This window comes from Marivita hallyeonensis (assembly GCF_900129875.1).
Taxonomy (GTDB): Bacteria; Pseudomonadota; Alphaproteobacteria; order Rhodobacterales; family Rhodobacteraceae; genus Marivita; species Marivita hallyeonensis.
Map to the genome: position 1 here is coordinate 74799 of NZ_FQXC01000002.1, position 24931 is coordinate 99729.

Here is a 24931-nt window from a genome sequence, read left to right on the forward strand (position 1 = left end):
TAAGAAAACCATGGCAAGCTGAGTCGTATAAGAAACGACGTATGAGGTTTGCATGTCAGAGATGAGCGAAACGGAGCTGATGCTGCGCGGCTACGGGCTAACCACGGCGCAGCTGTTTTACCGAATGCCGGACTACCGGAATGTGCTGAACACCTTTGTCTGGCAGGAATACGATTTGGCCCCGGATCATCCAAAACTGTTCGAGTTCATCGAGTTCTGGCAGGACAGCATCGAAGGCCCGTTACATTCGGTGCAATACACGCACCGAAAGATGCTGGCCTCGGGCGAATGGCAGCAACTGGTGGGGGAATTCACCGTTCAATAGAGCAAGGGTTCAACGCCTATCGACAGGCGTTGGCGCGCAGTTTCGAAGCCGCATCTAAAAGGCGTTGTAGAGAGCGTCCGACACTCCACGTACCGAAAGGTCGACGGCGTTCTCGCTTGTGCAGTGAAAGCCGGGTTGAGCCCAGAACGCCAAATGCTGCGCGACCAACGAATGACAGCTTTTGAATCTTGATCGATGGAAAATGAGTATGAAATACTCAAGTGCCGATGTTCATGACGAAGGTCAACAGTATTGTGCAACTGACTTTCACGGTTTTTAGATGAACACGATCCGGATAGAGTGACACGTGATGAATCGAGCGGCACGCACCACAAAATGAAAAGTAGTCTTCTCTGTGTGGCTTTTGCTTGCCTAGGAAGTAGTCCTCTCGCCGCGGATGGTATTAGGGAAACCAATTATCTGCACATTGATCCGGCAAACTCTCTCGTTTTGGAGGGCTTCTTCACAGCAACAGAACTTGTGGGGCGTGTCATTGATGGTGAAGGCGTGCGAGTCGGCGCAGCTTTAGTGGAGGGTTTAACGGGAGAATTGGCGGTGTCAGTTGATATGCAGGATAGAGACTCCGTCGCATTTCTCTTCGACGAAGAGATTTGTGCTATTGGGTTCCAAATAAGCCTGCCACCCAGAGAACAAAGAAACAGTATACCTGTCGAGATGCGCTTCCTTGCCCGTGACGGGAGTGTGGTTGACGAGTTGCGCCGGCAACCAGCCTTGGGGACTACCAGACAAGCGTACTCCAGCGATCAATTTACGCACCGCTTCGCCGGAGTGGTAATAACTGCTCAGACAATTGGAGAGATGGCTGTTGGAGAAATCAGGGCGCTGCCTTGTAGTTTGGCGATTTCCTGAGGCAGTTGATCTTCATCCCCAGAAGCAGCCATTCCGGCTGCAATGACCAACGGCGGCTTTGTCCGCAAAGCAGACCCAGCCTACACCCCGTAAATCTCGCCGAACTTCTTCTCCAGGTACGCCAGGAGCGGTCCCTCATTCGGCGCAAACCCGCAGGCACGCTCGATCACCTCTCGCGGCTCGTAGAGGCCGCCATGCCGCTGCAGATTGTCCCGCAACCAGCCCGTTGCCGCCGAGGTGTCGCCAGCTGCAAGCTGTGCATCGATGTCCGGGATCGCCGCTGTCAGCGCCTCGTGCAGGCATCCCGCATAGACATTGCCAAGCGTATATGTGGCGAAATAGCCGAAGAGCCCGACCGACCAGTGCACGTCCTGCAACACACCGTGCGACGCGCGATCCACCGGATAGCCGAAATCCGCCTCGAACCGCGTGTTCCACGCCTCTTCCAGGTCGGACACATCCAGTGAGCCATTGATCAATTGCCGTTCCAGGTCAAAGCGCAACAGGACATGCAGGTTGTACTGCACCTCGTCCGCCTCTGTCCGGATGAACCCTTTGTGCACCCGATTGACCGTGCCGTAGAAGGCGTCCGGGTCCGCGATTCCGAAATCGCCAAAGGCCTCGACCATCTGCCCATGCAACCAGGTCGTGAACGCCCGCGACCGCCCGAGCTGGTTCTCGTAGATGCGCGACTGACTTTCGTGCACCCCCATCGACACGCCGCGCCCCAGAGGCGTCAGCAGATAGGCCTGGTCGATATTCTGCTCATAAGCCGCGTGACCAACCTCGTGGATCGTGGAGTAGATGCAGTTGAACGGATCAACGGGGTTCGTGCGCGTGGTGATCCGCACATCATTGCCGGACCCCGAACTGAAGGGATGGACAGCCTTGTCGACGCGTCCGCGGCTCATGTCGTAGCCGAAGACCTTGGCGATCTGGCGCGACAGTTTCATCTGCGCGGTCTCATCGAAGGTGCCTTCAAGACCCGCAGGCGCGGGCGCACCCAGCACCTTGTCGCGCAATGCCACCAGACGCGGACGCAGCGCGCCGAACATCGTCTCAAGCTCTGCCGCCGTCGTGCCGGGCTCGTAATCCTGCAAGAGCGCGTCATGGGCGTCACCGCCATCTGCCAATGCCGCGCCTTCCTCACGCCGTAGGTCCAGCACCCGTTTCAGGGTTGGCGCGAAAGCTGCGAAGTCATCCTTGGCCCGTGCCTCGGCCCAGATGCCCTGCGCCAGTGAAGTTGTCCGCGCGATCTCCGCGGCAAGGTCATCCGGCACTTTTGACGCCCGGTCGAAGCTCCGTTGAATGTGGCGCAGATTGGCCTTCGCTTCGTCATCGGTCGCGTCCGACGCTGCCAGCCACTCGCCGACGCGCGGGTCTTTTCGGCGCGCATGCAGCACGCTTTCCAGAGCGCCCATCTCTTCGCCGCGCTGCGCCGCCGCGCCTCGTGGCATGGTGGTTTCCTGATCCCAGCCCAGCCGACCGGCGATCTGACCCAGCGCTTCGGTCTCGCGTTGAAAGGCCATCAAAGCGTCATAGGCCGTGCTCATGCCGTGGTTCCCCGAATGGATTGCTGCGTTGGATAGCCCGCGCCGAACCGGGCCCGCAGGATCAGAACCCACAGCACCACCGCGCCGAACTGGTGCAGGATCGCGATTTGCCACGGGGCCATGTAGAGCACAGTCACGACGCCAATCGCCATCTGCAGCCAGAGCATCGCATAAACCGCGTTGAACCGGAACCGTGTGTCGGCATTGGGCGATTTCCGCGCCCGGAGCCAGACAACCGTTCCGAAGATCAGCAACAGGTACCCGGCCACCCGGTGCATGAACTGCACGAGTCCCGCATTTTCAAAGAAGTTGCGCCAGACCGGCGCGATGTCGAACGGGAAGGGCGGCAGAAGGCCACCCGCCATCAGCGGCCAATCGTTATAGGTCCGCCCGGCATCGATCCCGGCGACCAGCGCCCCCAGCAGGATTTGCAGAAAGGTGAAATGCAGCAGACCCGTACCAAGGCCGAACAGCTTGCCCTCCCGCGCGCGGCGCGCCTGCATCAGATCTCGCTCCTCGCGGCCCAGCTCGAACACGTACCACGCGATGAAGCCTAGAATGACGAAAGCCAGCCCCAGATGCGTCGCCAATCGGTAGGATGCCACGTCCAGCATGGTTCCGGTCAGACCCGACGCCACCATCCACCAGCCAATGGCGCCCTGTAGCCCCCCCAGTACGCCCAGAAACAGCAGACGTCCGGTCCAACCTGTCGGGATCTTGCGCGCCACAAGGAAACCAAGGAAGCCCAGCGCCCAGACCAGTCCGATCACGCGGCCCAACTGCCGATGCCCCCATTCCCACCAGTAGATGAACTGGAACTCGGCCAGTGTCATGCCCTGGTTCTGCAACTGGTATTCGGGGATCTGCCGGTAGAGATCGAACTCGCGCTGCCAGTCCTCTGCGGTCAACGGCGGGATCGCCCCGCTGATCGGCGCCCAGACCGTGATCGACAACCCGCTGTCGGTCAGCCGCGTCAGCCCACCCACGGCGATCATTACGACGACAAGCGCGAAAAGGATCATCAGCCAGACCCGGATTGCGCCGCGCGCGCCGCGCTTGCCCGCGTCGATCATTCCGCCCTTCGGTGCGGTGGCGCGCGGCGTCTCTGCGCCAACCTCTTCAAAGATGCTGCGTTTGCTGCTCATTGTGTCTCCGTTATTTGGCGCAGACAGTAGGGTTGCACCCGGGCATCGTCCAGTCAGTCGCGACGTTCTTTCCAACGCACCATTTGACGCAGCACGCCGTGCAGCATCTGCACATCGGCCCGCGTCATCGGCATGCGCGACCACATGTTCCGCAGGTTGCGTTTCATACCATCCGCCTTGGCATCGGGGAAAAAGAACCCCGCCGCGTCAAGCTGGTCTTCGTAATGGCTGGCCAACTTCTCCATTTCGATCGCCGTGGCCCAGTCACTGCCGCCCATCTCGACCGTTTCCGGCACAACCTCGGTGGTCTGCCGCCGCCATTCGTATCCGGTCAGAAGCACGCATTGCGCAAGGTTAAGTGACGGGAAATCGGGGTTGACCGGAACCGAAATGATCGCGTTGGCAAGCGCGATATCGTCATTCTCCAACCCCGCACGTTCCGGTCCAAACAGCACCGCAACCTTCTCGCCGGCCGCGATCCTGTCTCGCGCCATTTCCATGGCGCGTTCCGGTGTGACGACGGGTTTGGTCATGCCGCGCTGCCGTGCCGTCGTGGCAAAGACATAGGTGCAGTCCGCCACCGCGTCGATGGTTCGCTCCACCAGCAGAGCCTCGTCCAGAAGCCGCCCAGCGCCCGAGGCCATCGCCACCGCCTTCGGGTTCGGCCAGCCGTCCCGCGGGGCCACGATCCGCATCCGGTCGAGGCCAAAATTCAACATCGCGCGTGCGGCGGCCCCGATATTCTCGCCCATCTGCGGGCGCACGAGTACAAAGGCAGGCTGCGCTGTCTCGCTGGGCATGACGAAAGCTCCGAATGGACCGATTGCGCGCCTGACTATTGCGCCCCCGGTCAAAGGGCAAGCCATCCAAGCCCTTGGCGTGCCGGTTGAAATGACGCTATAGGAGCGCAACAGACCACGAAGGGGCCGCAGATGTCCGACACCGAGCAGCCGCAGATCTATCTCATCACGCCGCCCGAGATCGAATTGAGCCATTTTCCGACCGACCTGTCCCGTGTTCTGGACACCCACGCGGTGGCCTGTGTCCGTCTCTCACTGGCCAGCCGCGACGAAGACCTGATCCTGCGCGCGGCGGACGCGGTGCGCGAGGTGGCGCATCGGTTCGATGTGGCGCTGGTGATTGACACCCACGTGGTCCTTGCGCAGCGCCTTGGCCTCGACGGAGTGCATCTGACCGATGGCGCGCGCTCGGTCCGCATGGCGCGCAAGGAACTGGGGGCGGACGCCATCGTCGGCGCGTTCTGCGCCCAGTCACGCCATGACGGAATGAACGCGGGCGAGGCGGGTGCCGACTACGTCAGCTTTGGCCCGGTCGGGGAAACCGCTCTCGGCGACGGATCACGGGCCGAATTCGAGCTGTTCGAGTGGTGGTCGCAGGTCATCGAGCTTCCGGTCGTGGCCGAAGGTGGCCTCGACGCCGCAACAGTGCGCGCGCTTGCGCCGGTCACGGATTTCTTCGGGATCGGTGAGGAAATCTGGCGGACCGACGACCCGGTCGGCGCACTGAGAGACCTGACCGCGGCGATGGCTGGCTGATCGGGCAGGGGGCTGTCTGCCCCCTCGGCGCGTTGCGCCTCACCCCCGAGGAATATTTGAAAACCAGAGAAGTAACCAGGCGTTAACCTTAACGCGTCAAGCTGCCGGTGCGGTACAGGCGGGGACGCCGATGGCCGTAACCGGAGAAGCCCCTTGCCATCGTGCAAGGGGTGGACCCGCAGGTCTCTTCTCTGGTTCAGAAATATCCCGGGGGTTTGGGGGCAGAGCCCCCAAGCAGACGCGGATCAGGGAATGATCCGCGTATACTTCACACCTTCCAGCGTCGCGCCAAGCCGCAGACCGGCCTGGCCGAAGATCACCGCAATTACGGGCGACAGCGACGTTGTGGTTTCCGCTGCAATGGTCTCACCGCCCTCGGGGATCGCGTATTCGATATTCGCCCCGGCGGCCCAACCCGGCGAACGACGGAAGTTCATCAGCGCGTCCTCGGTCATGAAGAACAGGACATGTGCGTATTGCTGCGCGCCGATCTGCAGACCGGCACTGGCCTTTGCCGTCGAGTAGTAATCCACGGTGATGCCGTTCACTCGTAGCGCGCCGCGCCCGTAGGCACCGCCTAGCCCGAGGCCCGCCTCGGTCACTAGCGGCATCACCAGAAGGCCGTTTGCATTGCCCGCGAGGTTCTGGGTTCCTGGGAAACGCCGATACATTTCCGCCAGCGTCGCGTCCACCCGCGCATCGATGCGGGCGCCGCCATTGCCGCCTACGCCATTCGAACAGCCTGCAAGCAGGACTGCGCCGCCAAGGCCAAGGGCCAGCTCACGTCGTGTCAGGGATGTCATGGTTCTGCTCTTTCTTTTGCCGATGCCTCATGGTCCGGTCTATCGCCGGTTGGTGCGCAGTATAGCGCCACGAACACGCTCTGTCACTAAGGATAGATCAGGATCAGCGGCGCACTGCTACACGTTGGGGTGAACCGGACTCAGCCCGGCACCTTGTCTACCCGTTCAGAACGCGCGCCGCCGCCGGGGCGAAATAGGTGAGAACCCCGTCGCAGCCTGCGCGCTTGAACGCCATCAGACTTTCCAGCATCACCCGGTCATGATCGAGCCACCCCCGCTCGGCCGCCCCCGCAAGCATCGCGTATTCGCCGGACACCTGGTAGGCGAAGGTCGGCACGCCGAACATGTCCTTGGTGCGGCGGCAGATGTCGAGATAGGGCATGCCCGGTTTGATCATCACCATGTCTGCGCCTTCGGACAGGTCCCGCGCGATCAGGCGCATCGCCTCGTCGGAATTGCCGGGGTCCATCTGGTAGCCTTTCTTGTCCCCCTTGAACGCGCCCGACGCGCCCACCGCATCGCGGAACGGGCCGTAGAAGGCGCTGGCATATTTCGCGGCATAGCTGAGGATCGCCACGTTTCGGAACCCTTCCCCTTCCAATGCGTCCCGCATCGCGCCGATGCGATGGTCCATCATGTCGGACGGGCCGATGATATCCGAGCCCGCCCGCGCCTGGCTCAGCGTCTGTTTGACCAACGCCTCGACCGTTTCATCGTTCAGGATGTATCCGGTCTCGTCCATGTACCCGTCATGCCCGGTGATGTTGTAGGGATCGAGCGCCACATCGGTCATGACCATGAGATCCGGCACCGCGTCCTTGATGGCCCGCGTAGCGCGGTTCGACAGGTTTTCGGGGTTCCAGGCTTCGGCACAATCCTTGGTCTTCAACGCCGGATCGGTGTAGGGAAAAAGACAAATCGCCGGGATGCCCAGCGCATATGCCTCGCGCGCCGCCTGCACCACCTTGTCCACCGATCGCCGCACCACGCCCGGCATTGACGGGATCGGTTCCTCCACACCCTCGCCATCGCGCACGAAGACCGGCCAGATGAAATCTGCCGGGCTCAGGCTGTTCTCGCGGACCATAGCGCGCAACCCTTCCGTGCGGCGCAACCGGCGCAGGCGTGTGGCAGGAAAAGCGGGAGTGATCGGTTTCATCGGGGCGGTCCTTGTCTTTGTGCTGTTTGGGTGGCATGGAATGACCGCCTGAACAAGACCTCGATCGGCGCAAGACCGGCAAACAAGGGACCCGCAGCCACTTGGATTGGTACTCATCCGTCTTTGAACTGATTGATATGCGGTCCTTTTCCAACCTTTGGTTCTGGATCGGATTGGCCGTGGTATGGTCATCGGCCAGCCATTGGGTGCTGGGCGTGCCCTACGACATGATCGGTCGCGCGCGCCGGCACGGCGGACAGGCCGAAGACGATTTTGTCGATTTGCTGCGGATCAATTCCCGGCGACTGCTTTACATCGCGGACGAGGCGGGCCTCTGGGTCATCGGGGTGGGCATGTTCCTGCTGACGACCTGCGTGACGCTGGGGTTCTTCTACGGTGTGGAAATCGCGCAAGCCCTGTTCTTCCTGGGATTCCCAATGGCGATCATCAGCTTGCTGAGCGTGCGCACGGCGCGGGCGCTTTTTGAGACCGAGCATACGATCGACCAGATCTACAAGCGCCTTGCGCGGCATCGGTTGGTCGTACAGGCCATCGGTATGGTTTCGATCTTCATCACCGCGATGTGGGGCATGTATGTCAACCTGAGCATCGGAGTGCTTGGCGGTTGACCTCTGCCCGCCCGCGCGCCACATGACGCGGCTATGAGCAGTCCTCAAAAACTCACAATCGGTGGCGCGCCCGAAGGGTTCGATGCACGGCTGGTTTTGGCAGAGGCCGAAAAGGCCGGTGGTGCCGTGTGCCATATCGCCCGCGATGATCGGCGCATGGCGCAGATGCGCGATGCGCTACGCATTTTCGCACCGGATATGCCGGTCTTCACCTTTCCCGGCTGGGACTGTCTGCCCTACGACCGGGTGTCTCCCAATCCCGATATCTCGGCCGCGCGCATGGCGACGCTGGCGGCGCTGACACACGGGATGCCGTCCGCTTACGTGCTGCTGACCACGCTCAGCGCAGCGACACAAAAGATACCGGCGCGCAGCGTGCTGCGGGATGCGGCCTTCACCGCGAAAGTCGGCAACCGGATCGACGAGACCGCCCTGAGATCCTTTCTTGTCCGCATGGGGTTTTCACAGGCTCCCACGGTGCTGGAACCGGGCGATTACGCGATCCGGGGCGGCATCATCGACATTTTTCCTCCGGGTGAAGGCGGCCCGGTCCGGCTCGATCTGTTCGGAGACGTTCTGGACGGTGCGCGCCGATTTGACCCGGCCACGCAGCGCACGACGGAGAAGCTGGACCTTATAGAACTGGCCCCGGTGTCCGAGGTCATCCTGGACGATGCGGCGATCACGCGATTCCGGCAGAATTACCGCATAGAATTCGGGGCCGCGGGAAGTGACGATCCGCTCTACGAGGCGGTGAGCGCAGGGCGCAAGCAGGCGGGCATGGAGCATTGGCTGCCGTTTTTCCATGAGACGCTGGAGACGCTTTTCGACTACCTGCCGGGCGTGCCCGTGACGCAGGACGATCAGGTGACACCCGCGCGGCTGTCGCGCTGGGACGGGATTGTCGACCAGTACGAGACGCGTAAGGCAGCACTTTCGCAGAAATCGCGGCTCGATACCGTTTACAAGCCGGTGCCGCCCGAACAGCTTTATCTCGACGACGCTGCTTGGGAGGCCGCGCTCGGGGATCGTCGCGTTGTGCAGTTTCACCCGTTGCCACAGGCCTCCGGTCCAGGCGTGGTTGATGCAGGCGGTCGCATCGGGCGCAACTTCTCACCAGAGCGTCAGCAGGAAAGCATCAGCCTTTTCAAATCTCTGGCTGATCATGTACGTGCAAAACTTCAGGACGGGCCCGTTGTGATCGCGTCCTATTCCGAAGGCGCGCGGGAACGATTGTCAGGGCTCATCGAAGACGAAGGGCTCGCCGAGACGATCTCGGTCAACGATCTGACCCGGGTCGGGAAGCGCGGGCTTCACCTCACGGTCTGGCCGCTGGAGCAAGGGTTCGAAGCCCCTTGGGATCCAGCGGGCAAAGAAGCCCGGATCACGGTGGTGTCCGAGCAGGACGTGCTGGGCGACCGGCTGATCCGCAGCCCGAAAAAGCGCCGCAAGGCAGAGAACTTCCTGACCGAGACGCAATCGCTGAGCCCGCGAGACCTTGTGGTGCATGTCGACCACGGGATCGGTCGTTACCTCGGGATGGAGGTCATCACCGCCGCGGGCGCTGCGCATGAATGCCTGCTGATCGAATACGCGGAGAACGCCAAACTCTACCTGCCCGTCGAGAACATCGAGCTTCTTTCGAAATACGGCCACGAGGAAGGTTTGCTTGACCGTTTGGGTGGCGGCGCATGGCAGGCAAAGAAGGCCAAGCTGAAAGAGCGCATCCGCGAAATGGCGGACAAGCTCATTCGCGTCGCGGCGGAACGGGCCTTGCGCAAGGCCCCTGTCATGGATCCGCCGCCGGGCGCGTGGGATGCGTTCTCGGCGCGCTTCCCCTATCAGGAAACCGACGACCAGTTGCGCGCCATCGAAGACGTGATGACCGATCTGCACGCCGGTACGCCGATGGACCGTCTGATCTGCGGCGATGTGGGGTTCGGCAAGACCGAGGTCGCAATGCGCGCGGCTTTTGTCGCGGCGATGTCCGGTTTGCAGGTGGCCGTGATTGCGCCGACAACACTGCTCGCCCGCCAGCACTACAAAAGCTTCGCCGATCGTTTCCGGGGCTTCCCGCTGGAGGTGCGACCGCTCTCGCGCTTTGTCTCGGCCAAGGACGCGCAGGCGACCCGCGACGGGCTGGCGCGGGGGACAGTGGATATCGTCGTCGGCACCCACGCGCTTTTGGCAAAAGGCATTCGGTTCCAGAACCTCGGGCTTCTTGTCATCGACGAGGAACAGCATTTCGGCGTGGCGCATAAGGAACGGCTCAAACAGCTGCGCTCGGACATCCATGTCCTGACCCTCACTGCAACGCCAATCCCGCGCACGCTGCAACTGTCGCTGTCGGGTGTCCGCGACCTCAGCATCATCGGTACACCGCCCGTCGACCGCCTCGCGATCCGCACCTACGTGTCCGAATTCGACGCCGTGACGATCCGCGAAGCCCTGCTGCGCGAGCACTATCGTGGTGGGCAGAGCTTCTTTGTGGTTCCCCGCATCAGTGACTTGCCGGAGATCGAGGAGTTCCTGAAAGAGCAGGTGCCTGAAGTGTCCTACGTCATCGCCCACGGTCAGATGGCGGCCGGTGAGTTGGACACGCGGATGAACGCCTTCTACGACGGCAAATACGACGTGCTCGTTGCAACGACGATCGTCGAGTCCGGTCTCGATATCCCCACCGCGAACACGATGGTGGTACACCGGGCCGATATGTTCGGTCTCAGCCAGTTGTACCAGATCCGGGGCAGGGTGGGCCGGTCCAAAACCCGTGCCTACGCGTATCTCACAACCAAGCCGCGCGCCAAGCTGACCACCACCGCAGAGAAGCGGCTGCGCGTCTTGGGGTCGCTCGACACGCTGGGCGCCGGGTTCACGCTCGCGAGCCAGGACCTCGACATCCGCGGCGCGGGAAACCTCCTGGGCGAGGAACAGTCCGGCCAGATGCGCGATGTGGGCTACGAGTTGTACCAGTCGATGCTGGAAGAGGCGATCGCCAAGATCCGTGCGGGCGAGATGGAGGGGCTGGCCGAGGTCGACGATCAATGGGCTCCGCAGATCAATCTGGGGGTGCCGGTGCTGATCCCCGAAGACTACGTGCCGGACCTCGACGTCCGCCTGGGCCTGTATCGCCGTCTCTCGTCCCTGCAAACCAAGGTCGAGCTTGAAGGCTTTGCTGCCGAATTGATCGACCGGTTCGGCAAATTGCCGAAAGAAGTGAACACACTGCTTCTCATCGTGCGCATCAAGGCGATGTGCAAACGCGCCGGGATCGCAAAACTGGACGGCGGACCAAAAGGTGCCACCATTCAGTTCCACAACGACAAGTTCGCCTCACCCGAAGGCCTTGTCGATTTCATCAAGGATCAACGCGGTCTGGCAAAAGTGAAAGACAACAAGATCATCGTCCGCCGCGACTGGAAGAAAGACAGCGACAAGATCAAAGGCGCCTTCGCCATTGCGCAGGATCTCGCGAGGAAAGTGAAAGAAGCCGAGACACGCAAAAAGGTGTCATGAAGCGGATATCGCCCTGCGGGACGCATGATCGGTTTTCCGCCGATTGGGTCAAAGCCCATTGACCGGTGTGCCAACAGGGACGACCCTTGAGTCTGGTGGTGCGACAAAACCGAACCAGGCAAGCTAGGTCGATTGCAGGCAGAAACCTTTCAATGCCGATTTGAAAGGACGATCATCATGCCAGTGTGTTACCGAGAAAGCCCAACCCGCCTCATTCAGGAACAGTCCACGTGCTGGGCCGCCGCAACTGAAGCCTATACCGAAAAGACCCTTGGTCAGGAACATCTTTCCTACATTGAATTGCTGGATGAAGGGAAAGCCGCCGGGGTCGTGGCGTGGAACGGCGCGCTTAGGGGTGGCGACAAGGGCGTGCGCTGGCTCGCGACACGACTGAACTTACAATGGTTTCACGGAACCGATCTTGCGACAAATGCCTCGATGTATCCGCGGCTGCAAAACAGCCACGTGATCTACATGTATCGCAAGAGCACCTGGAAGCGCTCGGTCCATACAGTATGCGTTTGGGGAACTGACGAAAACATAGTTGCCGCGATGGATCCATTGATAGGTCAATGGACGTTCGAAGATCCGGCCACCTTCGACAACTCGTGGGAATTATGCCTCTGGCGCAAAGACTTGGTATAATGGTTGCGGAGCGTTTGAAACCAAACGAGTGTCTGTCCGGCAGACCCTTTATCATGAGACAGTTGTAAAACATGACAAGAACCGGTGAACTCTATGTGTTCGGTGACAGCCTGTCCGATGACGGTGCGACGGCCGTTCAATTGCAAGACGAGCCGATTGACCTGTTCTTCGCGGGTCGGGCTTCGAACGGGCTTGTTTGGCACGAATACATTCGTAACGACCTTGCCGTTGCTCCTGCTGCTGCATCAATAAGTCAGGCCCCGGACGAACAAGGGTTTCTTGGTGGTTCAGAACTGAACGGGATCAATTTTGCCCATGGCGGCGCGGTGTCGTCTTCGGACGAGGACCCGACCCTGCCGGGTGCCGTGCAACAAGCCCAAGGCTTCGCCAACCTCGTAGCGGCGGGCGAGATCGAAGCACCAAACGATCAGGACGTTTTTGCCATCTGGATCGGCGGCAATGATTTTCTGCAAGTTGCAGATGCCAGCAACTTCGACATTTTAAAGCTCTTTTCGCTCGATTCCTCGATCGTCGACAACATCGAAACCGCTGTGGACACACTCATAGCAGTCGGTGCGCGGAACTTCCTGCTTCTGGGCCAACCCACGATCGGCGGGGCGTTCCTAGGCAATGAAGCTCCTTCGGGATCGCTGCTGGCACGATTCTGGAATGGCCGCGCAGATGATTTCAATGACGCGCTCAGTGATTACGCAGACGACGTTGACGCCGTCGTGGGTCAAAGCGCGCTTTACATCGACATTGCGTCGCTCGTCGACGATATCGAAGACGATCCCGCCAGCTTTGGTTTCAGCAATGTCTCAAGCGACATCTTTGCCGATGATGCTCCTTTGGATGATCAGACATATTTCAGTGTGGACGGCATTCACCCGACTGGAGCGGGACACAAAGTCATCGCAGATTTCGTGGTGGGAGCAGCGAAAGCCGCCGGTTTCGACCTTACGGCGCAGGCGGGAAATGAACTGCCCGGGTCAAGCCGGGACGACATCTTCGAAGGGACGGAGGGGCCTGACACAATCATCGGCAATGCCGGAGACGACCTGCTGCAAGGCGATGGCAACACAGATACGGCGGTTTACGCGGGCGCCCAGAACCTTTTTACGCTTTCCCTCAGCGATGGGATTACGCTGACTGACAGAAGCGGTGCCGAAGGTGTCGACACCTTGCTCGATATCGAAACACTTCAATTCAGAGATAGCTCATTCGATGTGTCGCGGTTTGACGACGGCGGTGCGCTCGGTTTTGAGTCCCTCACCAACTTGGTTGAGATGTATATCAGCTATTTCAATCGTGCGCCTGATGCGGTCGGATTAACCTTCTGGGCTGATGCCTTTGCCAATGGCACGCCATTGACCGAGATTGCCGAACTCTTCGCGACATCGCCCGAAGGGCTTGCCGTATTTCCGGCAGACCTTCCGGCCCAGCAGCTTGTCACAACCGTTTACGAAAACACGCTGGGGCGCGCGCCTGACGACGCCGGGCGCGCCTTCTGGACCGGTGCCCTGGAAAGCGGAGCCGTGGACCGCGGCCAATTTGTTTTGGCCGTCTTGGAAGGCACGCGTTTCACGCCATCAGATGCGACGGAAGACTTCATCTCTCAGCAGGAAACCGATCAGGACTTCTTGATCTCGAAAGCTTTGATCGGTCGCTATTTCGCAGCCGAGCTTGGCATGAGCAACGTTGAGAATGCCGCGACAGTGATGGCGCTATTTGATGGAACGTCCGACGGAATAGCCGCCAGTCTCAACGCCGCGGACGGGTTTTTCGATCTGGCAACGGCAGCCGATGGAAGCGGTGAGTTTCTCTTGCAGATCGTCGGCACGCAGAGCGACGTCACCTTCCTCTAAATCGTGTCCGGAAAGTCATGGAGCGGGTAACGGGAATCGAACCCGTAACTTAAGCTTGGGAAGCTCGCGTGATACCTTTTCACCATACCCGCGCTCTAAGGCTGTGAGATACGGGGCGGGCGGGGACCCGTCAAGAAGTCTCAGCCGTCGAAACGGCGCAGGTTCGCCGGGTCGTAGGCCTTGATCTCGCGGCGGCGGAAGAACGCGGCGGGGTGGATGTCGGCATCCTCGGCGATGTAGCGGTGCTGTCCGCGCGGGCGGTACCAGCCGGGGCGGGATTTCTGGTCGGGCCAGCTCGAGTCGGCATTGCGGCGCGGCCAATGCTCCAACGCGCGCCAGGCCCAGTTCTTCTTCAACTGATCATGCAGCGTGCTCAGCGGATTGGGGGCGACAAAATCGAGGTCCATCTCCTTGGTCACCGTGTCCGGCTCGCCCAGCATATAGCGCCGATACAGCTCTTCTTCGAAGGCCAAAGGCGTGTCGAGCGCATCAAGCTCTTCGCGCATCCAGACAAAGCTCACCTTGGCAAGCCCCGCCTGCGCTTCGCTCACGGACCCGGCGACATCGGTATGGGTTCCGGGGAACCAGACCTGTTTCACATCCTGATCCTCGGCCGTTGCCGCGTTGCCCTTGCGCTTGCCGTAGAATGGGCCCGGTTCCCAAAACTGCGGGCGGAAGAGGCGGCGGCGTTCGTCGATCGACAGCACGTGCCGCACCGCTTGCACCGATGGGTTTTCATTGACCGAGGCATGGGTGCCGAACTGGATCCATCGCTCCGCACCCAACCGCAGGCGGATCATCGAACTCACCGTGTCCCAAAGGCCAAGGAAGCGGATCGGCGGGTGGGTCATGTGAAAGAACTGCGTCTGGATGCGCAGATCGGCATAGGCCTTGCGCGGATCGGTCTCGGTCAGGCTGCGGTAAATGCGGAAGGCGGGGCGGATCAGGTGCAATTCGTGCGGCGCGACAAGACCGAACTGGTTGATGAACCCGGCCAGCACCCGCGCAGTGTACGCGCCGCGGGAATAGCCGAAGAAGTACAGGATATCGCCCTCGCGGTAATTGCGGCAGAGGAATTCGAAGGCCGAGAGCACATTCGCCTCCAGCCCCTGTCCGAACACCAACCCCTGCAATTCGCGAAACCCTTCGAGCCAATGCCCGGAAATCCGCGCCCGGTCGGTCGTGCCGACACCGGGGACGTAGTAGACCAGCTGTGTATCGCTGTGTTCGAGGCATTTGTAGAGCCGCAGGATGTTGCTCTCGTTCTGCTCGATCTCGTTCCCGGTGCCGTCGAAACAGATGATCAGACGGCGGGACGGCAAAGGGTCATGCGGCGCGGTCATGGCGAAATCCCTGGGTGCTGAAATGCGGCGAGTATACCGCGCTTTCGTGGGGCGCCCAAAGAGTTTCGAGGGGATCAGGGTCAGCGTTCGACATGCCGGGGGGCTGCGGGCACGAAAAAGCCCGCCGACGGGCGTGTGGCGCGTCAGCGGGCTGCGTTCGTGTTCAATAATGCCTTAGCCGGAAGAGCCGTCTTCTTCGGGGCTTTCGATCTCGATGGTCGGGACGGTCACGGTCACTTCTTCCGTGCCGGTTTCAATGTCACCCACCTCGGCGTTGTACTCGGGCAGGTTCCCGCCCTCGACGTTCAGCTCGACATTGGGCAGCGATGCCTCTTCTGTCTGTTCGACATCAACCATGTAGACACCAAATGCGATCGCGACGGCAACCACGGCGATACCAAGAATAGCTCCAACCTTCATCTTAAAACTCCTTTCATTTCAGCAGCTTCCGAGCCGCTGACTGCAGGTAGAACGAGCAGGGTGGCATCGGGTTCCCAAAATTTCTTTCGGAACTTTGTGACGGGTGGTCGGTTGAGCCAGCAGTTATCTCAAGGAGGACTTAAGATGGAATATGGACTTATCGGACTGCTCGTTCTTGTCGCGAATATTTATGCGATCTACCAGATTTTCACATCCGCCGCGTCGACACTGCCCAAGGTGATCTGGACGCTCGTGATCCTCATCCTGCCGGTCGTGGGCTTTATCGTCTGGCTCATCGCAGGCCCCCGCGGTCGCGCCGCGACGGCGTAAACCATACCACAGTTTTCGAAGGAGCGCGGTCCACTGGGCCGCGCTTTTTTCGTGTTCAGTGGCTTTTTTCGCCGGAGCAAAGTGAGATGCGGACCATATGCCGAGAGCCCCGGATGGTGCGACAGGGTATTCGAGGGGAGTGCGGGATTAGACCGAGTGGCGTGGTATCGCACACCCTCCGGCAAGCGGGTGAGCGGGGCGACCGCGAGCCCGTGGGAGGGCGATGCAACCGCTGCTCCAATGCGCTTTATGCCAGCCAAACCCGCCGATCCGATGTGCGGCGCGAGACGTCACCCAAATCGCCGTCCCGCCGAGACGGGCTGGCGATCACTCGGCGGCTTCGCCGCCGCTCGGGCGGGATAACTATATGTCAGGTCAATGTGTCGCCGTAGGGTTTGTGCGTGCACGCACGTTGTTTTGCAGATCGGTGGTGCGTGAAATTACGTACCCAACCCTTGTTGTTCGAACGAAGTCGGGGGGGGCAGAGGACTTGTTTTATGCAGCAGGAGATATGCTAGACGCTCTAAAGCCTGACGTTTTCAAAAATCACTGTCATCACAGGAAGAGTCGTTTCACAACAACAGAAGCAATAATAAAAGGATAATTGTTAGAGCGACAAGGACTGCCCAGATACCTACTGGCCCGTTATTCAACTTCCAATATTTCGCAACATTGAGGTTTTGAAGAATGATTGGTTTATTTTCAATGTAACTGATTATGAAGTCGTCTTTCGACTTTAGTTCGGCGTCTTCATATCTAGAGCTCTGAAATTCCAGCAAGTCTTCTCCATTGTCGAAGAATGCTCTAATTGAGTAGCTCCGCGAATGGTTTCGTTTGTCACCGCGAGACCTTTTTGACCTGATTATGCCAATTAGTGAGTGCCACTCTTTCTTACAATAAGGACATGTAAGTGAGTGTTCTTTGAGTCCGTGAACCTGATGACGGTTCTGCTTCTCGCAATACGGGCAAACGACATTAACTTCCACAAAATGGCTCCGATCTTCACGCCGTACACACAAGAGATCACACTTTAAGGTTGCACCACAACACTTTTTGCACGCATTCCCAAGCTTTACATGCCATTCAGACGTGCGAGTTACCCCTCCTTCTCCTCCTAACTCTCCTCCCATCACTCCCATCCCCCTGCGCATTGAACCCCACCACCGGCAGGGTCACCACTTTCCCCAATTCCGGGAACGGGTCGGTGGCGTGCGGGATGGCGTTGGCGTTGACGAAATGCTCCTGAAATTTCGGCTCGATGGCGGTTTCAACCTTGGTGATCTCGCGGACGGTGCGAGTGATGCCTTCGCGGGCGGTGAGGTTGCAGAGCGCGATGCGGGCGCCTGTGCCGGCCGCATTCCCGGCGCTCGTGACTTTTTCTAAAGGAACGTCTGGAATCATGCCCAGAACCATCGCGTGTTTGGCAGAGATGTGTGCCCCGAACGCCCCCGCCAGCACAACGCGGTCAACGGTGTCGACGTTCATTTCGTCCATCAAGAGGCGTGCGCCCGCGTAAAGGGCGGATTTGGCAAGCTGGATGGCGCGGATGTCGCCCTGGGTGACGGTGATGCGCGGGCCTCCGTCCGCGGTGCCGTCGTGGATCAGGTAGGCATGGGTGCGGCCTTCGGGAATGCAGCGCTCAGTCCCGGTTTGCGCGGCGGACCCGATCAGGCCTGACGGATCCATCAGTCCCGCCATGCGCAGCTCGGCCACGGCCTCGATGATGCCCGAGCCGCAAATGCCGGTGATGCCGGTGGACGCGGTCTGGTCCCAGAAGCCGTCCTCGTCGGACCAGAGGTCACAGCCAATCACCTTGAAGCGCGGCTCCTTGGTGCCGGGATCAATGCGGATCGCCTCGATCGCACCGGGGGCGGCGCGCTGGCCCGAACTGATCTGCGCGCCCTCAAACGCGGGGCCGGTGGGCGAGGAACAGGCGAGCACCCGGGTGGTGTTTCCGAGCAGGATCTCGGCATTGGTGCCCACGTCGACGATCAGCACAAGGTCTTCGGACTTGCCCGGCTCCTCGGAAAGCGCGACCGCGGCGGCATCGGCGCCGACATGGCCCGCGATGCAGGGCAGAATGTGGATCTGCGCCGAGGCGGGCAGGGCGTTCAGATGCAGGTCCCGCGCGGTGAGGTTCATCGCCTCGGAGGTGGCCAGCGCGAAGGGGGCCTGGCCGAGTTCAACCGGGTCGATGCCCAGCAGAAGGTGATGCATGACCGGGTTGCAGACGAAGACCGTCTCGAGGATCAGATCCGTCGTGATCTGCGCCTCGGTCGCGATTTCGACCGTCAGCGTGTTAATCGCCTCTCGGACGGCGCGGGTCATTTCCGCGTCGCCACCGGGGTTCATCATGGCATAGCTGACACGGCTCATCAGGTCTTCGCCAAAGCGGATCTGCGGGTTCATGATGCCGGAACTGGCCACAACCTCGCCCGTGTCGAGATTGGTCAGATGCGCCGCGATGGTGGTGGAGCCGAGATCGATGGCCAGGCCATAGAGACCGCCTTCGTGCAGCCCGGGCCATGCGGCGATGATCTGCGGTGTGGCGTCGTGCGCGGTCTTGTGCAGGGCGACGGTGATTTTCCACTGCCCCTTGCGCAGGATCGGTTGCAGGCCGGTGAGCACCGGGAAGGCGCAGGTCACGTCCGCGATATCCCATTGAGCCTTCAGCGCACGTGCGATGCGTTCGAGATCGCCGGTGGGTTCATGCATGTCCGGCTCATCGACCTCGATATAGTAAAGCCGTGTGGCCGGGTCCATTTCGATCACCCGCGCGCTGGCGGCCTTGCGGACGACCTGGCGGTGCACCTGGCTTTCGGGCGGGACGTCGATCACCACGTCGCCACGGATCTGGGCCTGACAGCCAAGTCTGCGCCCGGGCTTCAGACCGCGCTTTTCGTCATAACGCGCCTCGACCGCGTTCCAGTCAGACAGCGCCCCTTCGAGCGCGGTGACGCCGTGTTTCGGAAATTCGCCGTAGGACGGCGTGATCTGGCATTTGGAACAGATGCCCCGCCCGCCGCAGACGCTGTCGAGGTCCACGCCCAATTGCCGTGCGGCGGTCAGCACCGGTGTGCCTGCCGGAAAGCGACCGCGTTTGCCAGAGGGTGTGAAGACGACAAGAGGGTCTTTGACGGACATGGGATTCTCACTGTGCTCGATTGCGATGGATCATAGGCGCGCGCGTCGGCGGAAAAAGGTGAATTGCGTCATAATGATTATGCAGAACGGCATGTTCGCGGATTGACCGCGCAGCGCTTGTGGTGCGAGGCTTGGGACACACCTATGGAGACGTGCGATGAGGCGATTGTTGCTTTGGCTTTTCACCCACGGAGTTGCCGTGGCGGTCGGGTTTGCGCTTGGCATCTATCTGCTGCCGATCCTCACGGCACCGCCATCCCCCGATGCGGCGATGCTCGAGGCGGAGGCGGCGAACGCCAGTTTCACGGTCGAGTTGACACGTGATTTGCGGGGCAGCGATCTGTTGCATTGGGGGGAGGGCACGATCAGCCTGACACCGACCATGATCGTGCACGAAGGCGCGCTTGCTCCGGGGCCGGATTACAAGCTTTACCTGACAACCGAGTTCGTCGATCACGAAGACGTTTTTGAACCGATCAAGGCGGAGGCCGCTCTGATCGGGGATGTCGACACGTTTGGCGGGTTCATTCTTGAGATCCCCGAAGGTATCGATCTGACGGCCTATACCACCGTTGTGGTCTGGTGCGAGGCGTTCGGAGAGTTCATCACGGCGGGGCAGTATCGGTAGACGAAATCGCTTCCGACAGGTTGGACAGATATGTCCTGCCCGCGCGCATAGGGGCTCGGCATCCCCTGGTTTGACCAAGGGATTTGTGTGTTCCAAAGTCCTCGGGCCTTCGCCCGAGACTGATAGTGTGTCGTATACCGGGGTTTAGCCGGGCATACGAAACATCATGAAAAGAAGCGGCGCCGCCCTTTTGGGCCTGACGGTTCTCTCGAATCCGCGATTCAACGCGGGACCTGTACCCTGGGTTTGCCAGAGCCTGTTCAGACCGGTCTCTCATGGTTCGCCTTCCGGCTGCAGAGAGATACGAGCTTTTCGAAATCATGGATCGCCAAAACCCTGCTGCGCTGCGCGCTCTCGGGATATTGGCAATACATAGTATTTGAATTCGCAAACCTCGCGAGTCAGTTCAAGTGTCGCGGCATGGGAGTGACCCTTCCCGCTCAAAGCGCTTTGTGCGGCGGGGTATGCCGGGTCCTTGGTTAACGACCTCGAAACATGCCGTGCGTTGGTTGGGTGTGTCGCACGGCAGTGTGCGCCTGTTTGAACATGACATGAGGCAGCGTTGCACGACATAATCCTAGACGCATGCCGATAATCGCATCTATCCTGTCCCATACCATAGGGAGGACGACCATGAACCTGTTACGCAGAACCGTTCTGGCAGGGGCCATTGCGGCCACCTTTGCCGGACCCGCAGCCTTTGCCGGACAAGCTGAAGACGGTGTCAAACGGCTGGCAATCCAGATCAGCGACAATGATCCGGCCACGTTCAACAAGGCGCTGAACGTGGCGACAAACTTTGCACGGGGGATGAGCGACTCCGGTGATTTCTACGAAATCGAGATCGTGACCTTCAATGCCGGTCTCCACATGCTCAGAGCGGACACCTCGCCCGTTCTAGAGCGCATCGCAAGCATATCCGAAAGTATCCCGGAGGTGACGTTCAGTGCGTGTGGCAACACGATTGCCGGGATGACTCGGAACGAGGGCGCTGCCCCGCCGATTACGGAACATGCCGGCGTTGTCACAGCGGGTGTCGTTCGGTTGATGGAGCTTGATGACGAAGGCTATTTCATCATTCGGCCGTAACTGCGCGCGCGCGTCAGGGGGTCGACGTGACCCGCCCTGCAGGGCCTTGCGGGTAACGCTATTTGTCGCTCTCCAGCCAGCGCAATATCTCGCCCCGGTTGCCGTCGAGGTCCGGGGCGGCGGCACGGACGGAGGGGTCACTGACGCCGGACAGCTTGATCGGGTTGCCCGATGCCTTGAACGCGGGGCGTCCGTTGCGGTCAAGCACGTCGACCACCATGTTCCGGGCAAGGATTTGCGGGTCTCGCAGCACCTGATCGACGGTCTGGATCGGGCCGGTCGGAATGCCGGCGGCGGTGAGTTTGGCAATCCAGTGGGCGCGCGTGTTGTCGATGGTGACGGCCTCGATCAGGCGTTTGAGAAGCCGGGCGTTTTTGACCCGGGCCGGGTTGGTGGCAAAGCGCGGATCGTCGGACAAGGGCAGGTTCAGCGTGACGCAGAGCTTTTCGAAGAGCTTGTCATTACCAGCCGCGATGACAAAGAGCCCGTCCGACCCGTGAAAGGTTTCGAACGGCGCAATGGATGGGTGCCGCGCGCCCGTCGGTGACGGCGGGGTGCCGGTGACCGTGGTGATGGCGATGGCATGTTCGAGGATGGCAAGCTGGGCATCCAGCATGGAAATGTCGATTTTGCGGCCTTTGCCGGTTCTTTCCCGATCCAAAAGGGCGGCCAGAACCCCTTGGCACAGGTACATTCCCGCGACGATGTCGCCGATGGAGGCGCCCACGCGCACCGGTTCGCGATCCTTCTCTCCGGTGATCGACATCACTCCGCCGCGGGCTTGCACGACCATGTCATAGGCCGGGCGCTTGGCCTCGGGCCCAGTGTGGCCGAAGCCGGACACCGCGCCGTAGATCAGTTTGGGGTATTTCTCGTGCAGGTCGTCCCAGCCATAGGCCAGCCGCTCCATCACGCCGGGACGAAAGTTTTCGAGGAGCACATCGGACCGCGCCAGCATCTTTTCGAACGTATCGCGGTCGTCATCGTTTTTCAGGTCGAGCGCAATGGACTTCTTGCCGTGGTTGATGCCGGCGAAATAGGCCGACTTGCCCCCCTTGAACGGGGGGAAGGCCCGGGTGTCATCGCCGATGCCCGGGCGCTCCACCTTGATCACCGTGGCCCCAAGATCGCCCAGCGTCATTGAGCAGAACGGGCCCGCGAGCACGTGGGTCAGGTCAAGGATCGTAATACCGGTAAGGGTTTGGGTCATGAAAAGCCTGTCGAGTCGTTTGCCCCGAGTGAAGGCGGAGCGCGCGCCAGACGCAAGCACCCTTTTGCAGGTGCAGCACGTTCGGCGGAAAACGGGTGCGCTTTGCCCCGTTGGTGGGCAGGGCGGTCAGGTTCTCTCTGCGCGGGCGTGGAAGATGAACCCGAGCAGGTTCATCAGAACCTGCGCCGCGAGGATCGATGTGGAGCCGGTGGGATCATAATCGGGGGCGACTTCGACCAGATCGATGCCGATGACCTCGTGGCGTTGGGCCACCTGCTGCAGCAGTTCGAGCACGTCGTAATAGAGAAAGCCGCCGTGACTCGGCGTTCCCGTTCCCGGCGCGATCGAGGGGCAGAAGGCGTCGATATCGATGGTGATGTAGATCGGCTTGTCCGTGGGCAGGCGGGTCGCCACGCCCTTCGGACCCAAAGCGCGGGCCTGACGGACCGACAGGATGTCCGATCCGCGGGCGCGCGCGTCCTCGTACCCTTCGCGGGCGGTAGAGCTGACGTTGCGGATGCCCACTTGTGTCATGCCACTGACCCAAGGCTTTTCCGACGCGCGGCGCATCGGGTTGCCGTGACCAACGCGGACGCCGTGGCGTTCGTCGACAAAATCGAGATGTGCGTCGATTTGCAGGATGTGGAACGGGGTGTGGCCTTCGAATGCGTCGATACAGGGGATGTTGACGGAATGATCGCCGCCGATCACCACGGGCAGCGCGCCAGCCGCGCGGATCGCCCGGACGCCTCTGGCAATGTTGGCGTGGCTTTGGCCTGTGTCGGTGTGGACGATATCGGCATCCCCAAGATCGACGGTACGCGTATCTGAAAGGTACGTGGCATCGTCCTCGTGATCATAGGCCCCGGCGTGACCAAAGCTGAACAGGGTCGAGGCCTCGCGCACGGCACGCGGCCCGAACCGCGCGCCCGCGCGCCATTGCGTGCCCGCATCAAACGGCGCGCCTAGGATCGCGACATCGGCGTCGATGGCGCTCCAATCCGGTTGATAGGGACTGCGGGCGAAGGTGCAGATGCCGGTGAAGGGCAGATCGAGCCGCCCGGTTTCATATCCGTGTGTCATGTCGCGCGTCCCTCCGTCTTTTCCGGGACAGTGCGTCAGAGTCAAAGCCGGGTAAAGGTCGAGTCGACGCCGTGAGCAATCCGCAAGGCGATTGGGGCTTTTCCCCGGTGCCGCCCCATGCGATAGGGACGTGCCTAACGATACTGTCCGTGGAAAGGGATTCCGATGGAGATTCGCGAGGCTCTCACCTTTGATGACGTCCTTCTGGTGCCCGGCGCCTCCGAGGTGCTTCCGGCGACCGCGGACACGCGCACCCGGGTGACCAAGAGCATCGCGTTGAACATCCCGCTTCTGAGCTCTGCGATGGACACGGTGACCGAGGGTCGGATGGCGATCACCATGGCGCAGGCGGGTGGCATGGGCGTCATTCACAAGAACCTCAGCGTTGAGCAGCAGGCCCGCGAAGTACGCAGGGTGAAGCGGTTTGAGTCCGGGATTGTCTACAGCCCGGTGACGCTGCGCGCCGATCAGACGCTCGCGGACGCCAAGGCATTGATCGAACGGTACAATTTCACCGGATTTCCGGTGGTGGACGACAAGAACCGCGTGGTCGGCATCGTCACCAATCGCGACATGCGTTTTGCAACTTCCGACGACACGCCGGTGAACGTGATGATGACGTCGGAGAACCTCGCCATACTCCGCGAACCGGCGGATCGGGAAGAGGCGATCAGCCTGATGAAAGCACGCCGGATCGAGAAGCTTCTCGTGGTCGATGCGGGGAACAAGCTGACCGGTCTTCTGACCTTGAAGGACAGCCAGCAGGCGGTTCTGAACCCGACGGCGTGCAAGGACGATCTTGGCCGCTTGCGGGTTGCGGCGGCGACATCGGTTGGTGATGCCGGGTTCGAGCGCACCGGTGCCCTCGTGGATGCCGGCGTCGATATCGTGGTCATCGACACCGCACACGGGCACAGCGCTGGCGTGATCGACGCGGTGAAACGCGCCAAAACGCTATCCAACGAGGTGCAGGTCATCGCGGGCAACGTGGCCACTGCCGAGGCGACGCGGGCGTTGATCGACGCGGGTGCGGATGCGGTGAAAGTCGGCATCGGGCCGGGATCGATCTGCACGACGCGCATGGTGGCCGGGGTCGGTGTGCCTCAGCTGACCGCGATCATGGATTGCGCCGAGGCCGCGGGCGACACGCCGGTGATTGCCGATGGCGGCATCAAGTTCTCGGGCGATTTCGCCAAGGCCATCGCGGCGGGCGCGTCCTGCGCGATGGTCGGCAGCATGATCGCCGGGACCGACGAAAGCCCGGGCGAGGTGATCCTTTACCAGGGGCGGAGCTTTAAGGCGTACCGTGGCATGGGCTCTATCGGGGCGATGGCGCGTGGATCGGCGGACAGGTATTTCCAGAAGGATGCGGCCAATGACAAGCTGGTTCCGGAAGGGATCGAAGGTCAGGTGCCTTACAAAGGCGCGGCCGGGACGGTGATCCACCAGCTGGTTGGCGGTCTGCGTGCGGCCATGGGCTATACCGGCTGCGCGACGATTGAGGATATGCGGAGCAAGTGCCAGTTCGTGAAAATCACCGGGGCGGGGCTGAAGGAAAGTCACGTCCATGACGTGCAGATCACCCGCGAGTCGCCCAATTACCGCTTGTCGTAAGCGC

Annotated in this window: 21 protein-coding genes and 1 tRNA gene; 11 read left to right on the forward strand and 11 right to left on the reverse strand. The window is 60.9% G+C overall.

What is annotated here, in order from left to right; all coding sequences use genetic code 11:
- Positions 1 to 52: 52 nt before the first annotated feature.
- On the forward strand, positions 53 to 325 hold the full coding sequence (locus BUA42_RS06010; protein WP_072776829.1) for an usg protein: 273 nt from the start codon (positions 53 to 55) through the stop codon (positions 323 to 325).
- Positions 326 to 625: 300 nt separating this feature from the next.
- Positions 626 to 1195, forward strand: coding sequence for a hypothetical protein (locus BUA42_RS06015; RefSeq protein WP_143152633.1), 570 nt, complete (start codon positions 626 to 628; stop codon positions 1193 to 1195).
- 80 nt (positions 1196 to 1275) lie between these two features.
- Here the strand turns inward: BUA42_RS06015 and BUA42_RS06020 are convergent, their stop codons facing one another.
- From BUA42_RS06020 to BUA42_RS06030, 3 genes are read right to left on the reverse strand one after another with little or no spacing between them, the layout of a single operon-like run.
- Complete coding sequence (locus BUA42_RS06020; RefSeq protein ID WP_072776831.1) at positions 1276 to 2748, reverse strand: carboxypeptidase M32; 1473 nt, start codon at positions 2746 to 2748, stop codon at positions 1276 to 1278.
- Positions 2745 to 3893, reverse strand: coding sequence for a heme A synthase (gene ctaA, locus BUA42_RS06025; RefSeq protein WP_072776832.1), 1149 nt, complete (start codon positions 3891 to 3893; stop codon positions 2745 to 2747). The genes BUA42_RS06020 and ctaA overlap by 4 nt, the downstream gene beginning before the upstream one ends.
- A gap of 53 nt (positions 3894 to 3946) precedes the next feature.
- Complete coding sequence (locus BUA42_RS06030; protein WP_072776833.1) at positions 3947 to 4693, reverse strand: RNA methyltransferase; 747 nt, start codon at positions 4691 to 4693, stop codon at positions 3947 to 3949.
- A 132-nt stretch (positions 4694 to 4825) separates the two neighbouring features.
- Here BUA42_RS06030 and BUA42_RS06035 point away from each other — a divergent pair, with 132 nt between their 5' ends.
- Positions 4826 to 5449, forward strand: coding sequence for a thiamine phosphate synthase (locus BUA42_RS06035; protein WP_072776834.1), 624 nt, complete (start codon positions 4826 to 4828; stop codon positions 5447 to 5449).
- A 245-nt stretch (positions 5450 to 5694) separates the two neighbouring features.
- Here the strand turns inward: BUA42_RS06035 and BUA42_RS06040 are convergent, their stop codons facing one another.
- Positions 5695 to 6252: a lipid-binding SYLF domain-containing protein gene (locus BUA42_RS06040; RefSeq protein ID WP_072776835.1), complete on the reverse strand. Its 558-nt coding sequence runs from the start codon at positions 6250 to 6252 to the stop codon at positions 5695 to 5697.
- A 157-nt stretch (positions 6253 to 6409) separates the two neighbouring features.
- Positions 6410 to 7411, reverse strand: coding sequence for a porphobilinogen synthase (gene hemB / locus BUA42_RS06045; RefSeq protein WP_072776836.1), 1002 nt, complete (start codon positions 7409 to 7411; stop codon positions 6410 to 6412).
- Between the two features lie 101 nt (positions 7412 to 7512).
- Between hemB and BUA42_RS06050 the strand changes: the two genes are divergently transcribed.
- The 4 genes from BUA42_RS06050 (at position 7513) to BUA42_RS06065 (ending at position 14066) form a co-directional block, all read left to right on the forward strand.
- Entirely contained in the window at positions 7513 to 8040 is a 528-nt protein-coding gene (locus BUA42_RS06050) for a component of SufBCD complex (RefSeq protein WP_072776837.1), read from the forward strand.
- Between the two features lie 33 nt (positions 8041 to 8073).
- The gene (gene mfd, locus BUA42_RS06055; protein ID WP_072776838.1) at positions 8074 to 11556 is read left to right on the forward strand and encodes a transcription-repair coupling factor; all 3483 of its coding nucleotides are present in this window, start codon (positions 8074 to 8076) and stop codon (positions 11554 to 11556) included.
- Between the two features lie 177 nt (positions 11557 to 11733).
- Complete coding sequence (locus tag BUA42_RS06060; protein ID WP_072776839.1) at positions 11734 to 12201, forward strand: hypothetical protein; 468 nt, start codon at positions 11734 to 11736, stop codon at positions 12199 to 12201.
- 71 nt (positions 12202 to 12272) lie between these two features.
- Positions 12273 to 14066, forward strand: a complete 1794-nt coding sequence (locus tag BUA42_RS06065) for a DUF4214 domain-containing protein (protein WP_072776840.1) — start codon at positions 12273 to 12275, stop codon at positions 14064 to 14066.
- Positions 14067 to 14084: 18 nt separating this feature from the next.
- Here the strand turns inward: BUA42_RS06065 and BUA42_RS06070 are convergent.
- The 3 genes from BUA42_RS06070 to BUA42_RS06080 form a co-directional block, all read right to left on the reverse strand.
- Positions 14085 to 14158: transfer RNA gene (locus BUA42_RS06070), tRNA-Gly, on the reverse strand.
- Positions 14159 to 14206: 48 nt separating this feature from the next.
- Positions 14207 to 15409 (reverse strand): T6SS phospholipase effector Tle1-like catalytic domain-containing protein, encoded by a 1203-nt coding sequence (locus BUA42_RS06075; protein WP_072776841.1) that lies wholly within the window; start codon positions 15407 to 15409, stop codon positions 14207 to 14209.
- A gap of 174 nt (positions 15410 to 15583) precedes the next feature.
- On the reverse strand, positions 15584 to 15829 hold the full coding sequence (locus BUA42_RS06080) for a hypothetical protein (protein ID WP_072776842.1): 246 nt from the start codon (positions 15827 to 15829) through the stop codon (positions 15584 to 15586).
- Between the two features lie 144 nt (positions 15830 to 15973).
- Here BUA42_RS06080 and BUA42_RS06085 point away from each other — a divergent pair, with 144 nt between their 5' ends.
- Positions 15974 to 16159, forward strand: a complete 186-nt coding sequence (locus BUA42_RS06085) for a PLDc N-terminal domain-containing protein (RefSeq protein WP_072776843.1) — start codon at positions 15974 to 15976, stop codon at positions 16157 to 16159.
- 1083 nt (positions 16160 to 17242) lie between these two features.
- On the opposite strand, the gene BUA42_RS06095 is transcribed toward BUA42_RS06085, so the two are convergent.
- Positions 17243 to 19303 carry an ASKHA domain-containing protein gene (locus BUA42_RS06095; RefSeq protein WP_072776845.1) on the reverse strand — a complete coding sequence of 687 codons (2061 nt, stop codon included), beginning with the start codon at positions 19301 to 19303 and terminating at the stop codon, positions 17243 to 17245.
- A 157-nt stretch (positions 19304 to 19460) separates the two neighbouring features.
- On the opposite strand from BUA42_RS06095, the gene BUA42_RS06100 reads away from it, so the two are divergent.
- A complete protein-coding gene (locus BUA42_RS06100; protein ID WP_072776846.1) occupies positions 19461 to 19931 on the forward strand; it encodes a DM13 domain-containing protein in 471 nt (156 codons plus the stop codon).
- A gap of 633 nt (positions 19932 to 20564) precedes the next feature.
- Positions 20565 to 21020: a DsrE family protein gene (locus BUA42_RS06105; RefSeq protein WP_072776847.1), complete on the forward strand. Its 456-nt coding sequence runs from the start codon at positions 20565 to 20567 to the stop codon at positions 21018 to 21020.
- A 58-nt stretch (positions 21021 to 21078) separates the two neighbouring features.
- On the opposite strand, the gene BUA42_RS06110 is transcribed toward BUA42_RS06105, so the two are convergent.
- Together BUA42_RS06110 and speB are read right to left on the reverse strand one after the other, a co-directional pair.
- Positions 21079 to 22230 (reverse strand): CaiB/BaiF CoA transferase family protein, encoded by a 1152-nt coding sequence (locus BUA42_RS06110; protein WP_072776848.1) that lies wholly within the window; start codon positions 22228 to 22230, stop codon positions 21079 to 21081.
- Positions 22231 to 22356: 126 nt separating this feature from the next.
- The gene (speB, locus tag BUA42_RS06115) at positions 22357 to 23313 is read right to left on the reverse strand and encodes an agmatinase (protein ID WP_072776849.1); all 957 of its coding nucleotides are present in this window, start codon (positions 23311 to 23313) and stop codon (positions 22357 to 22359) included.
- Between the two features lie 165 nt (positions 23314 to 23478).
- On the opposite strand from speB, the gene guaB reads away from it, so the two are divergent.
- Positions 23479 to 24927, forward strand: a complete 1449-nt coding sequence (gene guaB / locus BUA42_RS06120) for an IMP dehydrogenase (RefSeq protein ID WP_072776850.1) — start codon at positions 23479 to 23481, stop codon at positions 24925 to 24927.
- Positions 24928 to 24931 lie beyond the last annotated feature (4 nt).